We start from the raw sequence: 18,714 nt of genomic DNA, 5'->3' as shown, positions 1-18,714 counted from the left end.
CCGCCCCCCTGTCCCCCGGCTCCCCGCCGGAGTTCGGCCAGATCATGCCACAGCGAGGTGGCGGGAGCGGTCGCGGTCGTGGCGGCGCGTGCCGTACAGGGTGAACGCCGTGTTCACCAGGGCGACATGGCTGAGCGCCTGGGGTGTGTTGCCGAGCTGCCGGCCGGCCACCGGGTCCCATTCCTCGGCGAGGAGCCCGACGTCGTTGCGGACGTCGAGGACCCGCTCGAAGACGGTCCGGGCCTCGTCGGCGCGGCCGGTCACGGCGAGGGCGTCGGCGTACCAGAGCGTGCAGGCGAGGAAGGTTCCCTCGGTGCCGCCGAGATCGTCGAGCTCGTGCGTGCCGCCGTCCCGGACGTCGCCGTAGCGGCGCAGGAATCCGTGGTCGTCGAGCCGTTCCATCGCCCGGAGCGTGTCGAGGACGCGGGGGTCGTCGGCGGGGAGGAAGCCGAGCCGGGGGATCAGCAGCGCGGTCGCGTCCACCTGGTGGCTTCCGTAGTACTGGGTGAAGGAGCGCTGTTCCTCGCTCCAGCCGCGGGCGCAGATCTCCGTGTGCAGTTCGGCGCGGAGGGCCTGCCAGCGCCCGAGGGAGCCGCGCAGTCCGGCGACGCGGGCGAGGCGGACGGCGCGGTCGGCGGCGACCCAGGACATGACCTTGGAGTGGACGAAGTGGCGGCGCGGGCCGCGTACTTCCCAGATGCCCTCGTCGGGTTCCCGCCAGCGTTTGCCGAGGTACTCCAGGAGGGAGGCGACCAGGGCCCAGGCCGCCGGATCGAGGGCGATCCCGGCGCGGACGGCGGAGTAGACGGTGCTGAGCACCTCGCCGTAGATGTCGAGCTGGAACTGGTCGACGGCCGCGTTGCCGAATCTGACGGGCTGCGAGTTCTCGTAGCCGGGAAGCCAGTCGGCGTGCGTCTCGGGGAGCCGGCGCTGCCCCTCGACGCCGTACAGCGGCTGGAGGTCGGCGGGATCGCCCGCGACGGCGCGCAGCAGCCAGTCCGTCCAGGCCAGCGCCTCCCGGCGGTATCCGCCGCGGAGCAGGCAGGAGAGGGTGAAGGTGGAGTCGCGCAGCCAGCAGAAGCGGTAGTCCCAGTTGCGGCCCCCGCCGATGGACTCGGGGAGGGAGGCGGTGGGGGCGGCGACGATGCCGCCGGTGGGGGCGTAGGTGAGGGCCTTGAGGGTGAGCAGGGAGCGGATCACCGCCTCGCGCGCGGGGCCTTCGTAGCGCAGGGCGGCGGCCCAGTCGTCCCAGAAGGCGAGGGTGCGGGTGAGGGCGGCGTCGACGTCGGCGGGCGACGCGGGCGGTGGCGCGGGGGCGTGCGAGGGGTGCCAGCCGAGGACGAAGGCGACCCGCAGGCCGGCCGTGACGGTGAACTCGCAGGTCGTACGGTTCGGGGTGACGGTGAGTTCGACGCCGGGCCCGCAGCTGAGGTGGGCGGAGTCCGGTCCGGCGACGGAGACGGCGGTGCGCCGGTCCGTCGAGCGGGTCCAGGGCACGATGCTGCCGTGGTGGAAGCGGACCCTCAACTCACCCCGCACGGCGACGCGTCCGGCGATCCCCTCGACGATCCGGACGATCCTCGGGGCGGGTTCGCCCGCGCGGCGCGGCGGCATGAAGTCGGTGACCCGGACGGTTCCGGAGAGGGTCTCCCAGACGGTGTCGAGGACGAGCGTGTCGCCGCGGTAACTCCTGCGCGTGCAGCGCCCGTTGCCCGTCGGGGCGAGGATCCAGCGGCCGTGGTCCGGGTTCCCCAGGAGGGCGGCGAGGCAGGCGGGCGAGTCGAAGCGGGGCGCGCACCACCAGTCGACGGACCCGTCGGTCCCGACGAGCGCGGCGGTCTCCAGGTCACCGACGAGGGCGTAGTCCTCAATTCGCCCTGCCATGACGGGATTGTATTCCTCCTGGACGGCGAGTGCACAAAGCACAGATGATGCGACGGTCCGCGAGGAAGGGAAATGCGGGGGTCCTGGCGGGTCATTCCTTCGCGGCCGCCCGCATATTCATCCGCTTTTCTTGACGGCGTCGCCCCGGACGCAGGATTCTGAAAGACGCGGGCCGGCCGCGCGCGAGGCCGTACCGACGAGTAAGGCCGTACCCCATGAGTAGCGATTCGCATCCCCTGCGCAGGTCGACCGACCGGGTGGCCGGCTCCGGCACCCCGACGGTGAGTCTCGTCCTCACGGCCCGCCCCGGCGGCGGGGACCCGGGAGCGGCGTTCGACCGGCTCCTCGACCAGGTGCCTCCGGCCGTGCGGGAGGTGGTCCTGATCGGCGGTTCCGCCGGGCGGGGCCGCGAGCGCGCCGGGCTCACGGTGCGCCGGCTCGGGGCCTGGGACTCCACCCGGGGCGACATCCCGCACGCGGGACTGCTCGCGGCGACCGGGGACCTGATCGTCCTGATGAACGCCGACGGAAGCATGTCGCCGCACGAGATCCCGCACTATCTGCACTATCTGGAAAGCGGTTACGACTTCGTCAAGGGATCGCGTTTCATCGCGGGCGGGGATTACGCCCGCTATCCGCTGTCGCGGCGCCTCGGGCACCGCGCGCTGCTGCGTGTCGCCCGCCGGCTGTACGGACAGCACCTCACGGATCTCTGGTACGGATTCTGCGCGTTCCGGCGCCCCTTCGTCGATCTCCTCGACCTGCGCGAGGGCGGCGTGGAACTCGGGGCCGAACTGGTCGCGCACGCGCTGCACTACGGACTGCGCGTCGCCGAGGTGCCCAGCCTCGAACTGCCGTGCCGTCACGGCCCCTCGCACCCCCGCACGGTCCGGGACGGCGCCCGCATCCTCGGCACGCTCCTCGACGAACGGCCGCACAACGCCCTGTCGCGGCTGGCGCGCGGCCCCCTCCGGGGCTCCCGCGGTTGACGAATCCCACCTAAGGGTGCTAACGCTAAAGAAGGCACCATTTCAGGGCAAAGAAGACCTTGATCGCATTCCCCCCGGCGGGGCCGGTTGTCGGAAGAGGCGCGACGTGACCTCGATCCAGATCAGCCGAGTGCCGGTGGCACCCGTTCCGCACCCCCTGCGGCGAGTGACCGACTGGCCTTTCGGCGATGCCCGGCGCCGCTCGCCCTGCCGGCCGCCGCGCCGCCCGACCGCCCATCCGGCGCGCCGGGCCTCCGACCGGATCGGCCGCGCCGTTCCCGCGCCCCGGAGCGGGGCCTGCCGGGCACGCGGCGCGGCACGGCGACGGCGGGCCCGTACGACCCACACCGGCACGGCACGCCGCAGCCGCGGCTCGTCCGGGTCGTCCGGTCCAGCGGGTCCAGCCGGAGAACCGGGGTCCGCCAGGTCCCGTGCGGCCTGCGGACCTCCTCCCCGTGACCGTGCCTCCGCGCATGCCCCGATCCCCCGCTCGACCGCGCGCCCGGCTCCGCGCGCCCCGTCCCGGGGAGGCGAGGCGCGATGACCGGTCCCCTGCTCGTCGCCGTGTCCGGGCCGGACGGCGCGGACGGATCCTCGCTGGTGCGCAGGCTCGCCGTGCTGCTCGGCGAGCACGGTGTCACCGTCGTCACCGTCCACGGCCACGGCTGCTTCCTGTGCCGCAGGTTCCCGGTTCCGCCCCGTGCGAGGGATGCGGGCGAACCGGGTGGGGGCGGGTGGGCACGGCGCGCCACGGATCCCGAGCGCCGGGGATCCCGGCTGCGCCGTGCCCACGCGCTCCTCCACGCGGGCGAGCTCACGGCCCGGCTCACGGCCGCCACGCTCCTCGCGCGCACGCGGGCGCGAGCACGGCCCCGGACGCGCGGCGGACAGGCCGTGGTCGTGACGGACCGCGGCCCGCTGGACGGCCTGGTGGCCTTCGACCCGCCGGCCTCCTCGGGCACCGCGTCCGCCTTCCGGCGGATCGACCGCGGCTACGGCCTGACGCTCCTCCTCGGGGCCGGCACCGACGTGCCGCGGGGCCGCGGCCGGGAGGAGACCCCCGGCCGGGCCCGCTACCGCAGCTGGTCGCGGCGTCTCTCGGGGATCGCGCGGCTCGACGACGAGCGGGCTCCGTCCCTGGTCGCGGGCGGGGCGCTGGAGCGGATCCTCGACGAGATACGGCAGCGGGAGCGGGCGGCCGCCGTGCCGGAGCGCGGCACGGCGGCCGGGGAGCGGCGGCACGTGGTGGTGTCGGTCTACGAGGACGCCGGCGATCCCGCCTGCCGGGACGGCGGGGCGCCCGCGGCCGACATGGTGGCCCGGCGGCTCGCCGAGGACTTCCGGGTCACCGTCGTGACGGCCGGCCGGCACGGCGGCACCGAGGACCGGGACGGCATCCGCTACGTGCGGCTCCCGGTGGGCCGGGCGGGGCCGCACGCCGGGCCGCTGCTGTTCCTCGCGCTCCTGCCGTTCGTGGCCCGCCGCATCCGGCACGACCTGTGGCTGGAGAGCTTCACCCCGCCGTTCTCCACGAGCTTCCTGCCCCTGATGACGACCGCACCCGTCGTCGGCGTCCTCCAGGGGCGCGGCACCGAGGCCCTGTGGCGGCGCTACCACCTCCCGTTCTTCCTGGTGGAACGGCTGGGCCTGCGCTGCTACCGGCACATCGTGGTGAGGAACGCGGCGGACGGTTCGGCGATCCGCAGGCTCAGCCCCCGGGCCGACGTCCAGGTCGTCCCCCACGGGGTCGAGCAGCACCAGCTCGACGAGGCCCGGCTCGGAGCCGGCCGGTTCATCCTCTTCCTCGGGCGGATCGACACCTGGGCCAAGGGCCTGGACCTGCTCCTCGAGGCCTACGACCGGGCCCGCCCCCCGCTCGACCTGCTGCTCGCGGGCAGCGGCACCCCCGCCGAGGAACGCCGGCTCGCCGTGCTCGTCGCCGCGCACACCCGCGACCCCGAGCCCCGGATCCACTGGGTGAGGTGCACCGGTGAGGACCGCAGGCGCCAACTGCTGTGCGACAGCGCCTTCCTGGTGCTGCCGTCCCGGCACGAGGCCTTCGGTCTGGTGGCCCTGGAAGGCATGTCGTACGGCAAGCCCGTCCTCCACTTCGACCTGCCGGCGCTGCGCTGGATGCGCGACGGAGGAGACGTGGCCGTGACGCCGTTCGACGTGGCGGCGTTCGGCGCGCGGATGACGGAGCTGGCCACGGACGCGGGGCTCCGCCGCCGGCTGGGCCACCGCTCGGGGATCGCGGCACAGCACTACACGTGGGACGAGACGACGGGCCGGTATCTGGCCCTGGCCCACCGGCTCGTGGACTCACCCGCCGCTCCGCGGCGGCCGAGGAGGAGGGGCGCGTCATGGCAGACGACCCGCTGACCAGCTTCGTCCGGACGGTCCTCGGCTCCGGTGTCCCGATGATCGTGCTCTCGCCGCACCTGGACGACGCCGTCCTGTCCTGCGGGGCGCTGCTCGGCTGGGCGGGGCGGCGGGCGCCGGTGACGGTCGCCACGCTGTTCACGGAGGCCGCGCCGCCGCCGTACACCCTCTCCGCCCGGCAGTACCTGCGGCAGACCCGGGCCCGGGACGCGGAGGAGCTCTTCGCCGACCGGCGCGAGGAGGACCGGCGGGTCCTCGAACTGCTCGACGTCGACTGCCGCCATGTGGGCCTGGTCGACGGGCTGTTCCGGCGGCTGCCGCGGGCCCGTCGGGGCGGGGGACGGCTGTCCCGGGTGCTGCCCGAACTGGACCACGTGTACCCGACGTACCGGATGCACCTGTCGCGGGGCCGGGTGTCCGCGTACGACGCCGAGACGCTGCGCGCCGTCGGGGAGACCGTCGACGCGCTGCTGCCCGGCCGCTCCGGCGGCCTGGTGCTCGCGCCCCTGGGGGTGGGCGGGCACGCCGACCACGTCCTGGTCCGCACCGCCGCCGAGCGGAGCGGCCGCCGGATCGTGTACTACAGCGACTTCCCGTACAACCAGACCGCCGACGACGACGGGTTCACCGACAGCCACCGGCTCGTGGCCCGCGCCTGGGAGCGGGGCCTCGACCGGAAGGCCGAGCTGATCCGGGGCTACCGGACGCAGACCGACGCCCTGTTCCCCGGGGGCCGCATCCCGCGCGTGCCCGAGGTGTACCTGCTGCCCGGGGCCGGAGCCGCGAGCGTGCCGCCGGCCGCCGGCCCCGGCCGCAGGGCGGGCGCGCGGGTCCGGACCGCCGAAGGTGTGTCGTGACCGTCCCGGGCGGCCCCGCCGTGGCCGGACCCCTGGTCCCCCCGCCGGGGCCGCGGGCCGCGGAGGTGCCCGATGGTCCGGGATGAGCGGCGGCCGCGCGTCCTGCTCCTGACCGGCGGTCCACTGGACGGGGCGGAGGGCCGTGCCGTCCGGCTCGCGTCGGACCTCCTCGACGTCCTGCCCGATGTGGACTTCGTCTGGTTCTCCCGGCTGCCCGGGCGGCGGCAGCCCCCGCCGGAGCGCGGGCGGCCCGTCCACGTCCTCTCCGGGGACGGGGGGCCGCACGTCTCCACACGGGTGCAGTCCGTGCTCGCCGGGGCCGTGTTCGCCCGCCGGGTCGCCCTGGTGCACGCCTTCCTCACCATCGGCCGCGGCTTCCCGGTCTTCTCGTGGCTGCGCCCGCTGCTGCTCGGCGGGCGGCCGGTCGTGCACACCGTGGCCGGGGTGGCGGACCCCCGCCACCTGGCGCACGCCCGGCCGCTGGGGGTGACGGTCGCCCTGACGGAGTCGATGGCCCGCCGGCTGAGGGCCGCCGACTTCGGGGACGTACGGGTCGTCCCGCCCATGATCGGCCCGGACGAGTGGCCGTACCTGCCGCGTCCGCAGGGACTCCCCACGGTCCTCTTCACGGGGCACCACGATCCGGACGGCGGGGCGGAGACCGCGATCGACGCGGCGGCGGAGGCCCATCGGGAGGGGGCCCGGTTCCGGCTGGTGCTCGCCGTGCGCGCGCGGCCGGGGCAGGACGCCACGGGGCTGGCCGAGGCGCTGCGGGAGCGGGCCGGCGCGGCGGGACTCACCGACTTCGAGGTGCGCGGCCACGTCGGGGACATGCACGCCCTGCTGGCCTCCGTGCAGGTGCTGCTGTTCCCGCCGGCCGCGCTCGACAACGCGGACGTCCCGCTCACCGTCCTCCAGGCGCTGGCCTCGGGGCGGCCCGCGATCCTCAGCGACCTCCCCCAGTTCGCCGACTTCGGCCACGCCGTGCTGCGGGCCCCTGCGGGCGACGCGCGCCGCACCGGGCAGCAGCTGGCGTGGCTGCTCGACCAGCCGCGGTCCTGGGACATGCTCGCCGAGCGGGGGCGGGTCCTGGTCGAGGACCACTTCGGCCCCGAACGCTTCGCGGCCCGGTACGCGGCGCTCTACCAGGAGCTGCTGTCATGACGGCCCCGGGACGTGCCCGGGTCCGGGGGTGCGCGGCCGTTCGGCGGTGAGCAGCAGGACGCCGGTGTCCCCGTACTCGGGCAGGGTGCGGTCCTTCGCCAGCCGGAGGATCCGCAGGCCGGTGGTGCGGGGCGCGAAGACGGACCGCAGCGCGGCCTCGTCGACCGGGCAGGCGGGCCAGACGGGTCCGGTGCCGATGCGGTAGCTCGGCATGCGCTCCATGAAGGCGGCGAGGAGCCGGCCGCCGGGGACGACCGCGCGGACGAAGACGTCGCAGACCGCGGTGAACTCCTCGAAGTCCTCGGTGACGCTCTCGGCGACGAAGTTCATGGAGGCGAGGTCGTAGGTGCCGGGGGGCAGGTCGTCGGCGGTGCCCCGGACGACGCGGACCCGGCGGAGGGCCTCGGCGCAGCTCGCCGGGAGGGCGGGGTCGTGGGAGCGGCAGAGGCGGTAGAAGCGCTGCCAGCTGTCGTCGACGCCGTGGGCGAGCTGCCCGCGCAGATAGCGGACGCTGGCGGCGCTGGGTTCGAGGGCGTCGACGCGGCGGGCGGCGGCGCCCGCGAGCATCAGCGGGTAGAGGTTGGGGCCCGCGCCCAGTTCGAGGGTGCGGGCGAGGCTGCCGGGGGCGAAGCGCCGGTAGACGCCCGCGTGGTGGCGGATGACGCCGATGTCGTACGGGTGGAGGCTGCGGTAGTTCTCGGTGAGGTAGGCGTCGACCGGCCAGGCGTCCCAGTCGGCGTCCCTGTTGCGGCGCGGCCGGTCCGTCTCCGGCGGGCCCGGCGGGATCCGGTCCATCACTTCTCCGTGGGCCGGCCGGCCGGGACGGGGCGGACGGCCTCGGCGGGCTGGAGGGGGAAGCGCGCGACGAGCTCCGTCAGGGCGGCGCACAGCTGGCCGATCTCCTCGTCGGTGTTGGCGGCGGTGATCTGGATGCGGAAGCCCACCCGGTCACGCGGCACGAGCGGGTAGGACGCGAGCGTCACGTAGATGCCGTGCTCCCACAGGAAGGCCGCCACGGCGTCGAGGTCGTCGGCGTCGCCGAGCGGGATCTCGACGATCGGCAGGCCGTCCGTGTTGGGGGTGGCGATGCCCAGGCCCCGTACGTGGTCGAGGACGCGGGCCGTCATGCGGTACAGGCGGGCCCTGATCTCGTCCCCGCGTTCCTCGTTGACGTCGAGTCCGGCGAGGGCGGTGGCGAGCGAGGCGGTCGGCGAGGGCCCCGAGTACAGGTACGGGGCCGCCGCCACCTTGAGGTGGTCCTTGAGCCAGCGCGGCACCGCGAGGAAGGCGAGGAGCGAGGAGAAGGCCTTGGAGAAGCCACCGACCAGGACCAGGTTCTCGTAGCTCTCGCCGAGGTGGCGGACGATGCTGTTGCCGCGCGCGCCGTACGGGCTGGTCTCGTCGGCGCGGCGCTCCCCGATGACGCCGAAGCCGTGGGCGTCGTCGACGTACAGCAGGGCGCCGTTCTCCCGGCAGATCCGGGCGAGCACGGGCAGGTCGGGGAAGTTGCCGGTCATGCTGTTGACGCCGTCCATGCAGACGAGCCGGCCGGCGTCGGCGGGCGAGCCGCGCAGCAGCACCGACAGTTCGTCCGGCCGGTCTGCGTGGAAGCGGTGGATCTCGGCGCCCTGTCCCCGGGCGCCGATGCAGCCGTCGTACACGGTGCGGTGGGCCTGCGCCTCGACGAAGACCTGGCCGCTGCCGGCGAGGAGGGGGATCACCGACTGGTGGATGAGGGTGATGGTGGGCAGCAGCAGGGTGTCGGGGGCGCCGAGGAGTTCGGTGAGCCGCTCCTCGATGCGGGGGTAGAGCCGGGGGCTGCCGAGGAGCCGGGACCAGCTGGGGTGGGTGCCCCAGCGCCGTACCTCGGGCTCGATGGCCTCGATGACCTCGGGTTCGAGGTCGAGGCCGAGGTAGTTGCAGGAGGCGAAGTCGACGAGCCAGTCGTCGCCGACCCGGATGCGGCGGCCGTCGATCTCGTCGATGACGGCGTCGCACATGAGGCTGGTCCGCTGGAGGTGCTCCAGGTCGCGCCAGCGGGCCTCGCGCGGAGGCCGGGTGGTGGCGGCGGCCTGGGCGGGGCCGGTGGGCCGGACGGCGGGACGGGGGGCGGGACGGGCGCCGGCGGGCGAGGAGCGGTACAGATAGGACTCGGTCTGGTGGGCGGTCATGGGGCGGGCGAAGAGGTAGCCCTGCCCGTACCGGCAGCCCATGTCGGCGAGCAGCGCCCGCTGCTCCTCGTGCTCGATGCCCTCGGCGACGACCTGGAGGCCGAGGACGTCGGCGATGCGGACGATGCCCTCCACCAGCGCCACCTGCTGCGGGTCGGTGGTGATGTCGTCGATGAACGACTTGTCGACCTTGAGGACGTCGATGGGGAACTCGCGGAGGTAGCTGAGCGAGGAGAATCCGGTGCCGAAGTCGTCGATGGCGATGTCGACGCCCAGGTCCTTGAGGGCGGCCATCGTGTTCCGGATCTGGGCGTCCTTGCGCATGAGGACGGTCTCGGTGAGCTCCAGGACGAGCGAGCCGGGCGAGAGTCCGGAGGAGTGGAGGGCGCGCCGTACCTCGTCGACGAATCCGAGGTCGCGGAACTGCCGTGCCGAGACGTTCACATTGGCGTGCAGGGGGCTGCTGCGGGGGTGGGCGCGCTGCCAGCGGGCGATGTCGAGCGCCGCGTGTTCGAGGACCCAGGCGCCCAGCGGCATGATGTGGCCGCTCTCCTCGGCGAGGGTGATGAACTGGTCGGGCGGCACCATGCCGCGCCGGGCGTGCGGCCAGCGGATGAGCGCTTCGAGACCGGCCGGGGCGCCGCCGTCGACCTCGACGATCGGCTGGTAGCGCAGGGCGAAGGCGTGGTCGGCGATGGCCGTGTCCATGCCCGCCTGGAGTTCGTGGCGGGCGACCAGCCGGGAGTGCAGCTCGGGGTGGAAGAGCCGCCAGCGCTTCTTGCCGGCGGCCTTGGCCGCGTACAGGGCGAGGTCGGCGTGGCCGAGGAGCTCCTCGGCGTGGGCGCTGTCGAGGACGGTGGCGATGCCGACGCTGGTCGACACGGAGACGGCGCCGTCGGTGAGGTGGAAGGGCTGGCTGAGGGTGTGCACGATCTCGGCCGCGAGGGCCTCGGCGTCGCGGGGTTCGCGGGCGCCCTCGATGAGGACGGCGAACTCGTCTCCGCCGAGCCGGGCGGCGGTGTCGGTGAGCCGCAGGACCGAGGTGAGGCGGCGGGCGACGGCGACGAGGAGTTCGTCGCCGACCGAGTGCCCCATGGTGTCGTTGACGACCTTGAAGTCGTCGAGGTCGACGAAGAGCATGCAGGTCAGGGTGGACTCGCGGCGGCCGCGGAGCAGCGCCCGCTCGATGCGTTCGAGGAGCAGGACGCGGTTGGGGAGCCCGGTGAGGGAGTCGTGGAACGCCCGGTGGGTCAGCTCCCGTTCCAGTTTCCGCTGCTCGGTGACGTCGCGGAGGGTGAGGACGAGGCCGTGGACGGTCCGCTCGTTGCGCAGGTTGCTGCACCGGACCTCGACCTCCAGTTCGCCGGAGCCCCCGTGGAGCAGCTTCCAGTCCTCCCGGGCGTCGGCGGAGCCGCGGGCGCGCGCGTCGGCGAGGACGCGCAGGGCGCCGGCCGTGTCGGCGGGGGCGAGGATCTCGGTGAGCGGGGTGCCGGGGAGCAGGGAGCGGCCGAACATGGACTCGGCGGAGGGGCTGGCGTACCGGACGGTGTCGTCGTCGTCGACGATCAGGATGACGTCCGAGGTGTTGTGCACGAGGGTGCGGAAGTAGGCCTCGCTGGTACGGCGGTTGACCTCCTCGCTCAGCCCGAAGCGTTCGAGGGCCAGGGCCGCCTGGGAGGCCAGGGACTGGGCGGATCCCATGATCTCCGCGAGCTTCTTCTCGGGGCCCGCGAGGAGCAGCACGCCGAGGAGCGGTTCGGGCCCTGCCGGGGCCTGGAGCTTCAGGGGGCAGAGCAGGACGTGGGTCGCGGGCGCGATCTCGGCGGCGAGGGCGGGGTCGAGCCGGGTCACGGGGAGCAGCCGGGTGCCGTCGGCGACGTGCTCGGGCCAGGCCGTGCCGGGCGGTCTGACCAGCTCGTCGGTGCGGATGCTCCAGGGGCGCCCCGGGGTGGCCACGGCGTTGAGGCCGCCCCGGCGGTCCCGGGTGAGGAGGAGGACCTGGTGGGCGGTGCCCGCGCCGAAGAGGGTGGCCGCGGCCGTCTCGACCGCGCCGGCGACCTCGCGGGGGCTGAGGGCGGCGACGAGGGAGGCGGCGGCGACCCTGAGGCTGCGCTCGCGCGCCTCGGCCTTGCCGTGGTCGTTCATCATGCCCCAGAGCCGGGCGAGGACCAGGAGGAACATCAGCGCCGAGAAGATCGCGATGACGGCGATGTCCTTGTTCTGGTTGTGGCGCATCGACTGGAGGAGCAGCAGGGCGGGGGCGACGAGCGAGGCGCCGGCGAGCAGCGCGAGCCGGCGCTCGGCGACGCCGGAGGCCGGTTCGGGGGCCGGTTCGGTGAGGCCGGTCATGGAGGGGTGGAGGGCGGCGAGGCCCCAGGCGGTGAAGAAGACGACCCAGCCCAGGTCCCAGGGGGTGCCGACCATCCAGGTGCCCTTGAGCTGGAGGATGCCGTAGATGACGTCGGAGGCCAGGATGCCGCAGGTGCCCAGGGTGAGGAGCTGGACGGACCGGGAGCGCAGGCCGCCGGGCACGAGCAGCCGGGCGAGCATCGCGAGCATCAGGACGTCGCCGAGGGGATAGGCGATGGAGATGGCCTTCTCGGTCCAGCTCATGCCCTCGCTCCTGGCGAGCGGGGTGATGAGGTTGACCCAGCCGAGCAGGGCGAGGCCTGCGGTGAGGATCAGCGCGTCGAGGACGACGCCGAGGTCGCGGCCGACCTCCCGGTAGCGGATGAACCCGAAGAGGCCGACGGCGAACAGCGGGTAGGTGGCCAGGTACAGGGCGTCGGCGACGGACGGGAAGGGTCTGGTCTCGCCGAAGAAGGCCTCCAGGACGTTGTAGGCGGTGTCGCCGCTCACGAAGGTGAGGTTGGCCGCGGCGAGCACCAGCCAGGGCCAGCGCTTGGCGGGCCGGTGCAGCCGGACGCCGACGAGGATGGCGGCGACGCCGCCGAGTCCGATGAGTGCCCACAGGACGGTGTGACGGGAGGGGAACTGCAGGTAGGCGACCGTCAGGAGAACCACGGTCAGGAGGTACAGGAGGGTCCAGCGGCGCAGTGTCCCGGGCGCGACGTGCGGCCGGTCGAGCTGGCGCAGCGGCATCGTCGACCGCCCCCTTGCCGGGTCGGACGCCGTCGGAAGCGCCCTGGTCTCGGGTACGGACCCCGTACGGTGTCCATTCTCCGGGGCGCCCGGGACGGCTGCATCTCGGCCGGGCGGGGCTGCGACGGCGCAGGTCGGGGCTGTGGGGCGCGGACCTCCGGGGCCGTGACGGCGGACCGTCAGAACGTGACAGCGGACCGTCGGTACGGGGCGGCGGACCGTCAGAACGTGACGGAAGACCGTCGGTACGTGGCGGCAGACCGTCAAAACGTGACAGCGGACCATCAGTACGCGGCGGCAGACTGTCAGAACGTGACAGCGGACCGTCAGGACATGGCGGCAGACCGTCCGTACGCGGCAGCGAACCGTCAGAACGCGACAGCGGACCGTCAGGACAGGGCGGCAGACCGTCCGTACGCGGCAGCGGCCGGTCGGGGCCGAGGCGGCGGTCCGTCAGGAGGAGGCGCGGACCACGAGCTCGGTGGGCAGGATCCGGCGGGGCTGCTGCCCGTCCGGGTCACCGGGCGAGGCGATCTCCTGGAGGAGCAGGCGGGCCATGGTGCGGCCCATCTCCTCGATGGGCTGGCGCACGCTCGTCAGCGGCGGGTCCATGTGCCGGGCGACGGCGGAGTCGTCGACGCCGACGAGGGCCACGTCCTGCGGGACCCGGCGGCCCGCCTCCCGCAGGACGCTCCGCGCGCCGGCCGCCATCACGTCCGAGGCGGCGAAGACGGCGTCCAGATCGGGCCTGCGGTCCAGGAGCTCCCGCATGGCGCGCCGGCCGCCCTCCTCGGTGAAGTCGCCGTGGGCGACGAGCGCCTCGTCGGAGGCGAGACCGGCCTCCGCGAGGCCCTGACGGTAGCCGTCGAGGCGGCAGCGGGCCACGTACATGTCGAGGGGGCCGGTGACGGTGGCGATCGCCCGCCGGCCACGGGCGGCGAGGTGGGCGACGGCGGTCCGGCCCGCGCCGGTGTTGTCGGAGTCGACGAAGGCGACGCGCTCGGCCTCGGTGCGGCGGCCGTTGAGGACGGCGGGCAGGCCGAGGGCGCGGACCTGGTCGGGCAGCGGGTCGGCGCCGTGCACGGAGACGAGGAGGACGCCGTCGACGCGCTGGGCGGCGAGGTACTGCTCGAAGCGCTGCCGCTCCTGTTCGCTGCGGATGAGGGTGAGCAGCAACTGCTTGTCGGCGTCGGCGAGTTCGGCGCTGACGCCGCGGATGATGTCGAGGAAGTACGGCTCCGCGAAGAGGCGCGCCTCGGTCTCGGGGATCACCAGGGCGACGGCGTCGGTGCGGCTGCCGGCGAGGGCGCGGGCGGCCCGGTTGGGGACGTAGCCGAGCTCCGCGACGGCCCGCTCGACGGCGGCCTTGGCCTGCTCGCTCACCTTCGGGGAACCGTTGATGACCCGGGAGACCGTGCCGCGCCCGACTCCCGCGCGGGCCGCGACCTCCTCAAGGGTGGGCCTGCCGCTCTGCCGCCCGCTCACCGCCATGTGCCGCATCTCCCCTCGGGCGCGCCGCCCCGCCTGCGTGTGCACGCGAACCTATCAGTCGGGGCGGGGCGGCCCCGGGGGTCGTGGCGGAGCCTCTCAGGCGTCGGTCGGGGCGAGCTCGGCCATGGCGCCCCAGCCCTGCTGCGGGACCTCGACGTTGATGATCTCGGGGGTGGCGGCGATGGCGCCGGCCATGGCGGAGAGCCCTGCGGCGAAGTGCGGGGAGGCGACGTGGACGGCGCCCGCCTCCGCGTCGGCGAAGGCCTCCAGGAGCACGAAGACGTTCGGGTCGTCGACGCTGCGGGACCAGTCGAAGAAGAGGTTCCCGGGCTCCGCGCGGGTGGCGCGGGTGAACTCGTCGACCAGGTCGAGCCAGCGGTCGGCGTGGTCGGGACGGACGGTGAACCGGACGGCGATGAAGATCATGCACCCACCTTGCGGCGGCGGGGAGGGACGGGGCGAGCGGAACGGCCCGGGATTCCGACAGGGCCGGAAAGGCGGGTGGGGCGGCCGGGGGTTCCGGTGGAACGCGGGCCGGGAAGTCCGGGAAGCCCGGTGACGGCACGGGCGGGGCCGCCGGAGAGTCCCCGTACGGCGGGAGCAGAGGCCCCGCGTACGGCGCGAGCAGGGAAGCTCCGCCACGGCGCCGCCGAGGCGGCTCGCGGGCCCCCTGCGGCGCGAGCCGCGAAGCGGCGTTACCGCACCGCAGGGAAATCCGGGGCCGCGCGGGTCAGTGCGGCGCGGATCTCGCCCTGGCGGTGGGCGAAATCGGCGGTGGGGAGGGAGACGGAGAGGGCGTGCACGATGCCGTCGCCGCGGTCGGGCAGGGCGACGGCGAGGCAGGTGTACGCGAGGTCGGCCTCCCCCACCGAGACGGCGAAGCCCTGGCCGCGCACCCGGTCCACCTCGGCCTCGAAGCGTTCGGCGCTGGTGATGGTCCGCTCGGTGAAGCGGGCCATGCCGTGCTCCGCCAGATAGCGGCGGCGCAGCGGGCGTGGCAGGGCGGCGAGCAGCGCCTTGCCGTGGGCGGTCGCGTGGGCGCGGGCCTCGGGGCCGGGGGTGAAGGGGTGGCCGGTGTCGGTGACGGGGGCGGTGGTGTCGACGACGGTGATCAGGCCGTCGCGGTACGCGGTGTGGTACGCCTCCGCGCCGGTGGCCCGGCGCAGCCGGCCGAGGAGCTCGCCGGTTCCGGCGCCGAGCCCGTGGTGCCGCTGGTGGGAGCGGTGCAGGGCGGGGACGCGGGGCCCGGGCGCGTACCCCTCGGCGGTACGGACGAGGTAGCCGCGGGCGAGCAGGGGCCCGGTCACGTGGTAGACGGTCGAGAGGGCGCAGCCGAGCCGCCGCGCCAGCGCCTTCGCCCCGACGGGCCGGTCCGCGTCGGCGACGGCGTCGAGGACGGCGAGGGCCCGGTCGACGGACTGGGGCCCGGGGTGCCCGGGGCCGGGGGTGTCAGGCATCGCTCCAGCTTAGGGCCGGCGACGGCCGCGGCTTCGCGGACGGTGCGGACGGTGCGGCGCGGGCGCCCGACCGGGCGGTGCGGAGCTCACGGGTCCGGGTCCGTTTCGCGGTCCGTGCGGGCGGGTGGGCGGGCTCTCCGTCACCCGTACGGCGGTACGGTCCGTGGTCGCGATGACCCGCTCCGTATCCCCGCAGGTCAAACCGCCCTTATGTGCATAAGACACTCTTTCGGCGTACCGTCGTGTGGTTCCCCCATTCCTCGACGCCCCGGGAGAGCGTGTGCCCCGCTCCACGACCGACCATGCCCCGACGCCCCGCGAGGGGCGCCGTCCGCGTCTTCGGACGGCGGCGATCGCGACGGGTGTGGTCGCGGTCGCCGCGGGCGGCCTGTACGTGGCGGGGCTGCTCGCGACGGGGGACGACATATCCGCCGGGACCCGGGTCGACGGCGTGGACATCGGCGGCATGAGCCGTGCCGAGGCCGAGGCGAAGCTGACGGCCGAGGCCCCGGCCTCCTGGAAGGCGCCGATACCCGTCAAGGTCGGCGACCGCTCCGCCGCCGTGGACCCGGCGTCGGCCGGGCTCACCGTGGACGTGGCGAAGACCGCCGACATGGCGGCCGACCCGTCCCGTGACCCCGTCACCGTCATCGGGCGGCTGTTCTCCCCCGGTGAGCGCGAGATCCAGCCGGTCCTCGCCCACGACGAGGCGAAGACCCGGGCCGCCGTGGCCGAGCTGGCCAGGCAGAACGACCGGACGGTCCGCGAGGGATCCGTCGCCTTCCGCGACGGCCGGGCCGTCGCGACCCAGCCGGTGACCGGCAGCAGGCTGGACACCGCGCAGGCCGCCGAGACCCTGCGCGCGGCCTACCCGGCGACCACGGGCGCCGCCGCGGTGACGCTCCCGGTCTCCGTGACCGAGCCGAAGCTGCCCGCCGCCGAGGTGAACCGGTTCCTCGACACGTACGCCGAGCCCGCCGTCTCCGGACCCGTGACGCTCACCGCCGGTGACCAGCGGCTGCGGATCTCCGCCGCCACGCTCTCCGACCACCTCACCGTGAAGAACGACGGCGGCCGCCTCACCACCTCCCTCGACGAGGAGGCCCTGCTGCGCGACCCGGACGTGGCGCGCCCCCTCGCCTCGCTGACGGGCACGCCGAAGGAGGCGTCCCTCGGGGTGCGGGACGGCAAGGTCGTCGTGGAGTCGGAGGGCCGGCCGGGCCAGGAGGTCACCGCGAAGGCCCTCGGCGACGCCGTCCGCCCGCTGCTCACCCGGTCCGGCGACGCGGCCCGTACGGCTCCGGTGGCCACCAAGGTCACCGAGCCCGAGCTGTCCTCGGGCTCGCTGGCCCGCCTCGGCATCACCGAGCAGATGTCGACGTTCACGGTGAACTTCCCCACCGCCCCGTACCGGACGACGAACATCGGCCGGGCCGCCGAGCTCATCAACGGCTCGCTCGTGCAGCCGGGCGAGGTGTGGAGCTTCAACAAGACGGTCGGCGAGCGGACCCCGGAGAACGGCTTCGTCGACGGCACGATGATCCTCGACGGCTCGTACCGCTCCGCGCCCGGCGGCGGCGTGTCCGCGATGGCCACCACCGTCTACAACGCCATGTTCTTCGCCGGCGTGCAGCCCGTCGAGCACGGCGCCCACTCCTTCTACATCGAGCGCTACCCCGCCGGCCGGGAGGCGACCGTCGCCTGGGGCCAGCTCGACCTGAAGTTCCGCAACGACACGGGCAAGCCGATCTACATCAAGGCGAGCGCCACCGACCACTCGGTCACGGTGAGCTTCCTCGGCACGAAGAAGTACGACTCCGTGGAGGCGGTCGCCGGACCGCGCACCGACATCACGCAGCCCGTCAAGCGCGAGGGCACCGGTGAGGCCTGTGTGCCGCAGCCGCCCCTCGAAGGCTTCGACATCTCGGTGGACCGCGTCTTCAAGAACGGCGGCGTCGAGGTCAAGCGGGAGACGTACAAGACCCACTACACCCCGCGCGACGAGGTGACCTGCAAGCCGGTCACCGAAGGGACCGCCGGTCACTGACGGAAGGGTGTCTTCCGGTACGGCCGGGGCATGACTTCGGAGCGCGGCCCGTCGCCCGTCGACCGGCCCGCCCCGAACTCCCCCGGACCGCCGGAGGCACGCCTTGACACAGCGCAGCGACCCCTTCGAGCGGCTCCTCGGCGAGGCCGCCCGCGCCGGTACGTACCCGGGCGCCGCATGGGCCGTCGGCGACGCCCGTACGACCCTCTCGGCCGGGGCGGTCGGGCTGCTCGACCCGGCGCGACCGGAGGAGCCGACGCTCCCCGACACGCTCTTCGACGTCGCGAGCCTCACCAAGATCCTCACCGTCTGGGCGGTCGTCGGCACCCTCGTCGACGCCGGGAAGCTCGACCTGGGCGCCCCCCTCGGCTCGTACTGGCCGGAGGCCGCGGGCCGGCCGCTCGCCGGGGCCACCGCGCACCACCTCCTCACCCACACGGCGGGCCTGCCGCTCCGCGCCAACCTCCGGCACCTGTACGGCTCCGATCCGCAGGACGTCCGTGACGGCGTCCTCGCCGAGCCGCTCCGGCACCGGCCCGGGGAGGCCGTCGCGTACACCGACCGGGCGGCGCTGATCCTCGGCTACCTCGCCGAGCACCTCACCCGGCAGCCGCTCCCCCGGCTCGCCGCGGACCGGGTCTGGACGCCCCTCGGCATGGCGGAGACCCGGTACGGTCCGCTGCCCGCCGGGGCGAGGGAGCGGTGCGCGCCCACCGAGTACGACGAGGAGAGCGGCGCCCCGCTCCGGGGCACCGTCCACGACTTCTCGGCCCGGCTCCTCGGCGGCGCCTGCGGCATCGCGGGGGTCTTCACCACGACCGCCGACATCGGCCGGTTCCTGCGGCACCTGCTCGACCCGGTGCCCGGCACCTTCTCCGCCGGCTGGACCGCCGCCTCGCTGCGCGTCCACACCGGCGGACTCGCCCCGCCGCGCGGCCTGTTCTGGCATCCGGCACCGGGCACGGGAGCGACGGAGGACGTCTGGGCGCACTTCGGCTTCACCGGCACGGCCCTGTGGGTCTCGCCCGCGCGCGGCCGCTGGGCGGTCCTGCTCACCAACCGGCTCCGCCTCACCCGCGACCCCGGCCCGCTGGCCCGGGTCAGGGACGGCTTCCGTGCCCTCGCCTTCCCCGACGGGTAAACGGGGTGCCGTCCGGCGCCGCGTCTGCG

The 18,714-nt window shown here is 74.6% G+C and carries 12 protein-coding genes; 6 read left to right on the top strand and 6 right to left on the bottom strand.

Annotated elements, in window-relative coordinates; all coding sequences use genetic code 11:
• Positions 1-42 precede the first annotated feature (42 nt).
• On the bottom strand, positions 43-1,884 hold the full coding sequence (locus tag ACFYUS_RS14080) for a glycoside hydrolase family 15 protein (RefSeq protein WP_388850200.1): 1,842 nt from the start codon (positions 1,882-1,884) through the stop codon (positions 43-45).
• Between the two features lie 215 nt (positions 1,885-2,099).
• On the opposite strand from ACFYUS_RS14080, the gene ACFYUS_RS14075 reads away from it, so the two are divergent.
• The 4 genes from ACFYUS_RS14075 to ACFYUS_RS14060 all read left to right on the top strand — a co-directional run bounded on the left by ACFYUS_RS14075 (position 2,100) and on the right by ACFYUS_RS14060 (position 7,276).
• The gene (locus ACFYUS_RS14075; RefSeq protein ID WP_388850197.1) at positions 2,100-2,873 is read left to right on the top strand and encodes a glycosyltransferase family 2 protein; all 774 of its coding nucleotides are present in this window, start codon (positions 2,100-2,102) and stop codon (positions 2,871-2,873) included.
• Between the two features lie 540 nt (positions 2,874-3,413).
• On the top strand, positions 3,414-5,255 hold the full coding sequence (locus ACFYUS_RS14070) for a glycosyltransferase family 4 protein (protein WP_388850194.1): 1,842 nt from the start codon (positions 3,414-3,416) through the stop codon (positions 5,253-5,255).
• Complete coding sequence (locus tag ACFYUS_RS14065) at positions 5,237-6,112, top strand: PIG-L deacetylase family protein (protein ID WP_388850191.1); 876 nt, start codon at positions 5,237-5,239, stop codon at positions 6,110-6,112. The genes ACFYUS_RS14070 and ACFYUS_RS14065 overlap by 19 nt, the downstream gene beginning before the upstream one ends.
• A gap of 72 nt (positions 6,113-6,184) precedes the next feature.
• Positions 6,185-7,276: a glycosyltransferase family 4 protein gene (locus ACFYUS_RS14060; protein WP_388850188.1), complete on the top strand. Its 1,092-nt coding sequence runs from the start codon at positions 6,185-6,187 to the stop codon at positions 7,274-7,276.
• Here the strand turns inward: ACFYUS_RS14060 and ACFYUS_RS14055 are convergent.
• The 5 genes from ACFYUS_RS14055 to ACFYUS_RS14035 form a co-directional block, all read right to left on the bottom strand.
• On the bottom strand, positions 7,271-8,071 hold the full coding sequence (locus ACFYUS_RS14055) for a class I SAM-dependent methyltransferase (protein ID WP_388850185.1): 801 nt from the start codon (positions 8,069-8,071) through the stop codon (positions 7,271-7,273). The two genes, ACFYUS_RS14060 and ACFYUS_RS14055, sit on opposite strands and share 6 nt — an antisense overlap.
• Positions 8,071-12,549, bottom strand: coding sequence for an aminotransferase class I/II-fold pyridoxal phosphate-dependent enzyme (locus tag ACFYUS_RS14050; RefSeq protein ID WP_388850181.1), 4,479 nt, complete (start codon positions 12,547-12,549; stop codon positions 8,071-8,073). Before ACFYUS_RS14050 ends, ACFYUS_RS14055 begins: the two co-directional genes overlap by 1 nt.
• A gap of 453 nt (positions 12,550-13,002) precedes the next feature.
• Entirely contained in the window at positions 13,003-14,040 is a 1,038-nt protein-coding gene (locus ACFYUS_RS14045) for a LacI family DNA-binding transcriptional regulator (RefSeq protein WP_388850178.1), read from the bottom strand.
• 96 nt (positions 14,041-14,136) lie between these two features.
• Entirely contained in the window at positions 14,137-14,466 is a 330-nt protein-coding gene (locus tag ACFYUS_RS14040) for a putative quinol monooxygenase (protein WP_388850175.1), read from the bottom strand.
• 269 nt (positions 14,467-14,735) lie between these two features.
• Positions 14,736-15,497: an IclR family transcriptional regulator gene (locus ACFYUS_RS14035; protein WP_388850172.1), complete on the bottom strand. Its 762-nt coding sequence runs from the start codon at positions 15,495-15,497 to the stop codon at positions 14,736-14,738.
• Between the two features lie 280 nt (positions 15,498-15,777).
• Between ACFYUS_RS14035 and ACFYUS_RS14030 the strand changes: the two genes are divergently transcribed.
• Entirely contained in the window at positions 15,778-17,544 is a 1,767-nt protein-coding gene (locus ACFYUS_RS14030) for a VanW family protein (RefSeq protein ID WP_388850169.1), read from the top strand.
• Positions 17,545-17,647: 103 nt separating this feature from the next.
• Positions 17,648-18,685, top strand: coding sequence for a serine hydrolase domain-containing protein (locus ACFYUS_RS14025; protein ID WP_388850166.1), 1,038 nt, complete (start codon positions 17,648-17,650; stop codon positions 18,683-18,685).
• Positions 18,686-18,714 lie beyond the last annotated feature (29 nt).

Origin of the sequence: Streptomyces sp. NPDC004284, assembly GCF_042874035.1 — a bacterium.
Classification (GTDB): domain Bacteria; phylum Actinomycetota; class Actinomycetes; order Streptomycetales; family Streptomycetaceae; genus Streptomyces.
Note: the sequence above shows the minus strand (reverse complement) of the source record. Positions and strands in the feature narration are given on the sequence as shown.

Excerpts from the sequence above, each read along its gene's own strand:
- ACFYUS_RS14080 (WP_388850200.1), bottom strand. The coding sequence starts at position 1,884 with ATGGCAGGGCGAATTGAGGACTACGCCCTCGTCGGTGACCTGGAGACC.
- ACFYUS_RS14075 (WP_388850197.1), top strand. The coding sequence starts at position 2,100 with ATGAGTAGCGATTCGCATCCCCTGCGCAGGTCGACCGACCGGGTGGCC.
- ACFYUS_RS14070 (WP_388850194.1), top strand. The coding sequence starts at position 3,414 with ATGACCGGTCCCCTGCTCGTCGCCGTGTCCGGGCCGGACGGCGCGGAC.
- ACFYUS_RS14065 (WP_388850191.1), top strand. The coding sequence starts at position 5,237 with ATGGCAGACGACCCGCTGACCAGCTTCGTCCGGACGGTCCTCGGCTCC.
- ACFYUS_RS14060 (WP_388850188.1), top strand. The coding sequence starts at position 6,185 with ATGGTCCGGGATGAGCGGCGGCCGCGCGTCCTGCTCCTGACCGGCGGT.
- ACFYUS_RS14055 (WP_388850185.1), bottom strand. The coding sequence starts at position 8,071 with ATGGACCGGATCCCGCCGGGCCCGCCGGAGACGGACCGGCCGCGCCGC.
- ACFYUS_RS14050 (WP_388850181.1), bottom strand. The coding sequence starts at position 12,549 with ATGCCGCTGCGCCAGCTCGACCGGCCGCACGTCGCGCCCGGGACACTG.
- ACFYUS_RS14045 (WP_388850178.1), bottom strand. The coding sequence starts at position 14,040 with ATGGCGGTGAGCGGGCGGCAGAGCGGCAGGCCCACCCTTGAGGAGGTC.
- ACFYUS_RS14040 (WP_388850175.1), bottom strand. The coding sequence starts at position 14,466 with ATGATCTTCATCGCCGTCCGGTTCACCGTCCGTCCCGACCACGCCGAC.
- ACFYUS_RS14035 (WP_388850172.1), bottom strand. The coding sequence starts at position 15,497 with ATGCCTGACACCCCCGGCCCCGGGCACCCCGGGCCCCAGTCCGTCGAC.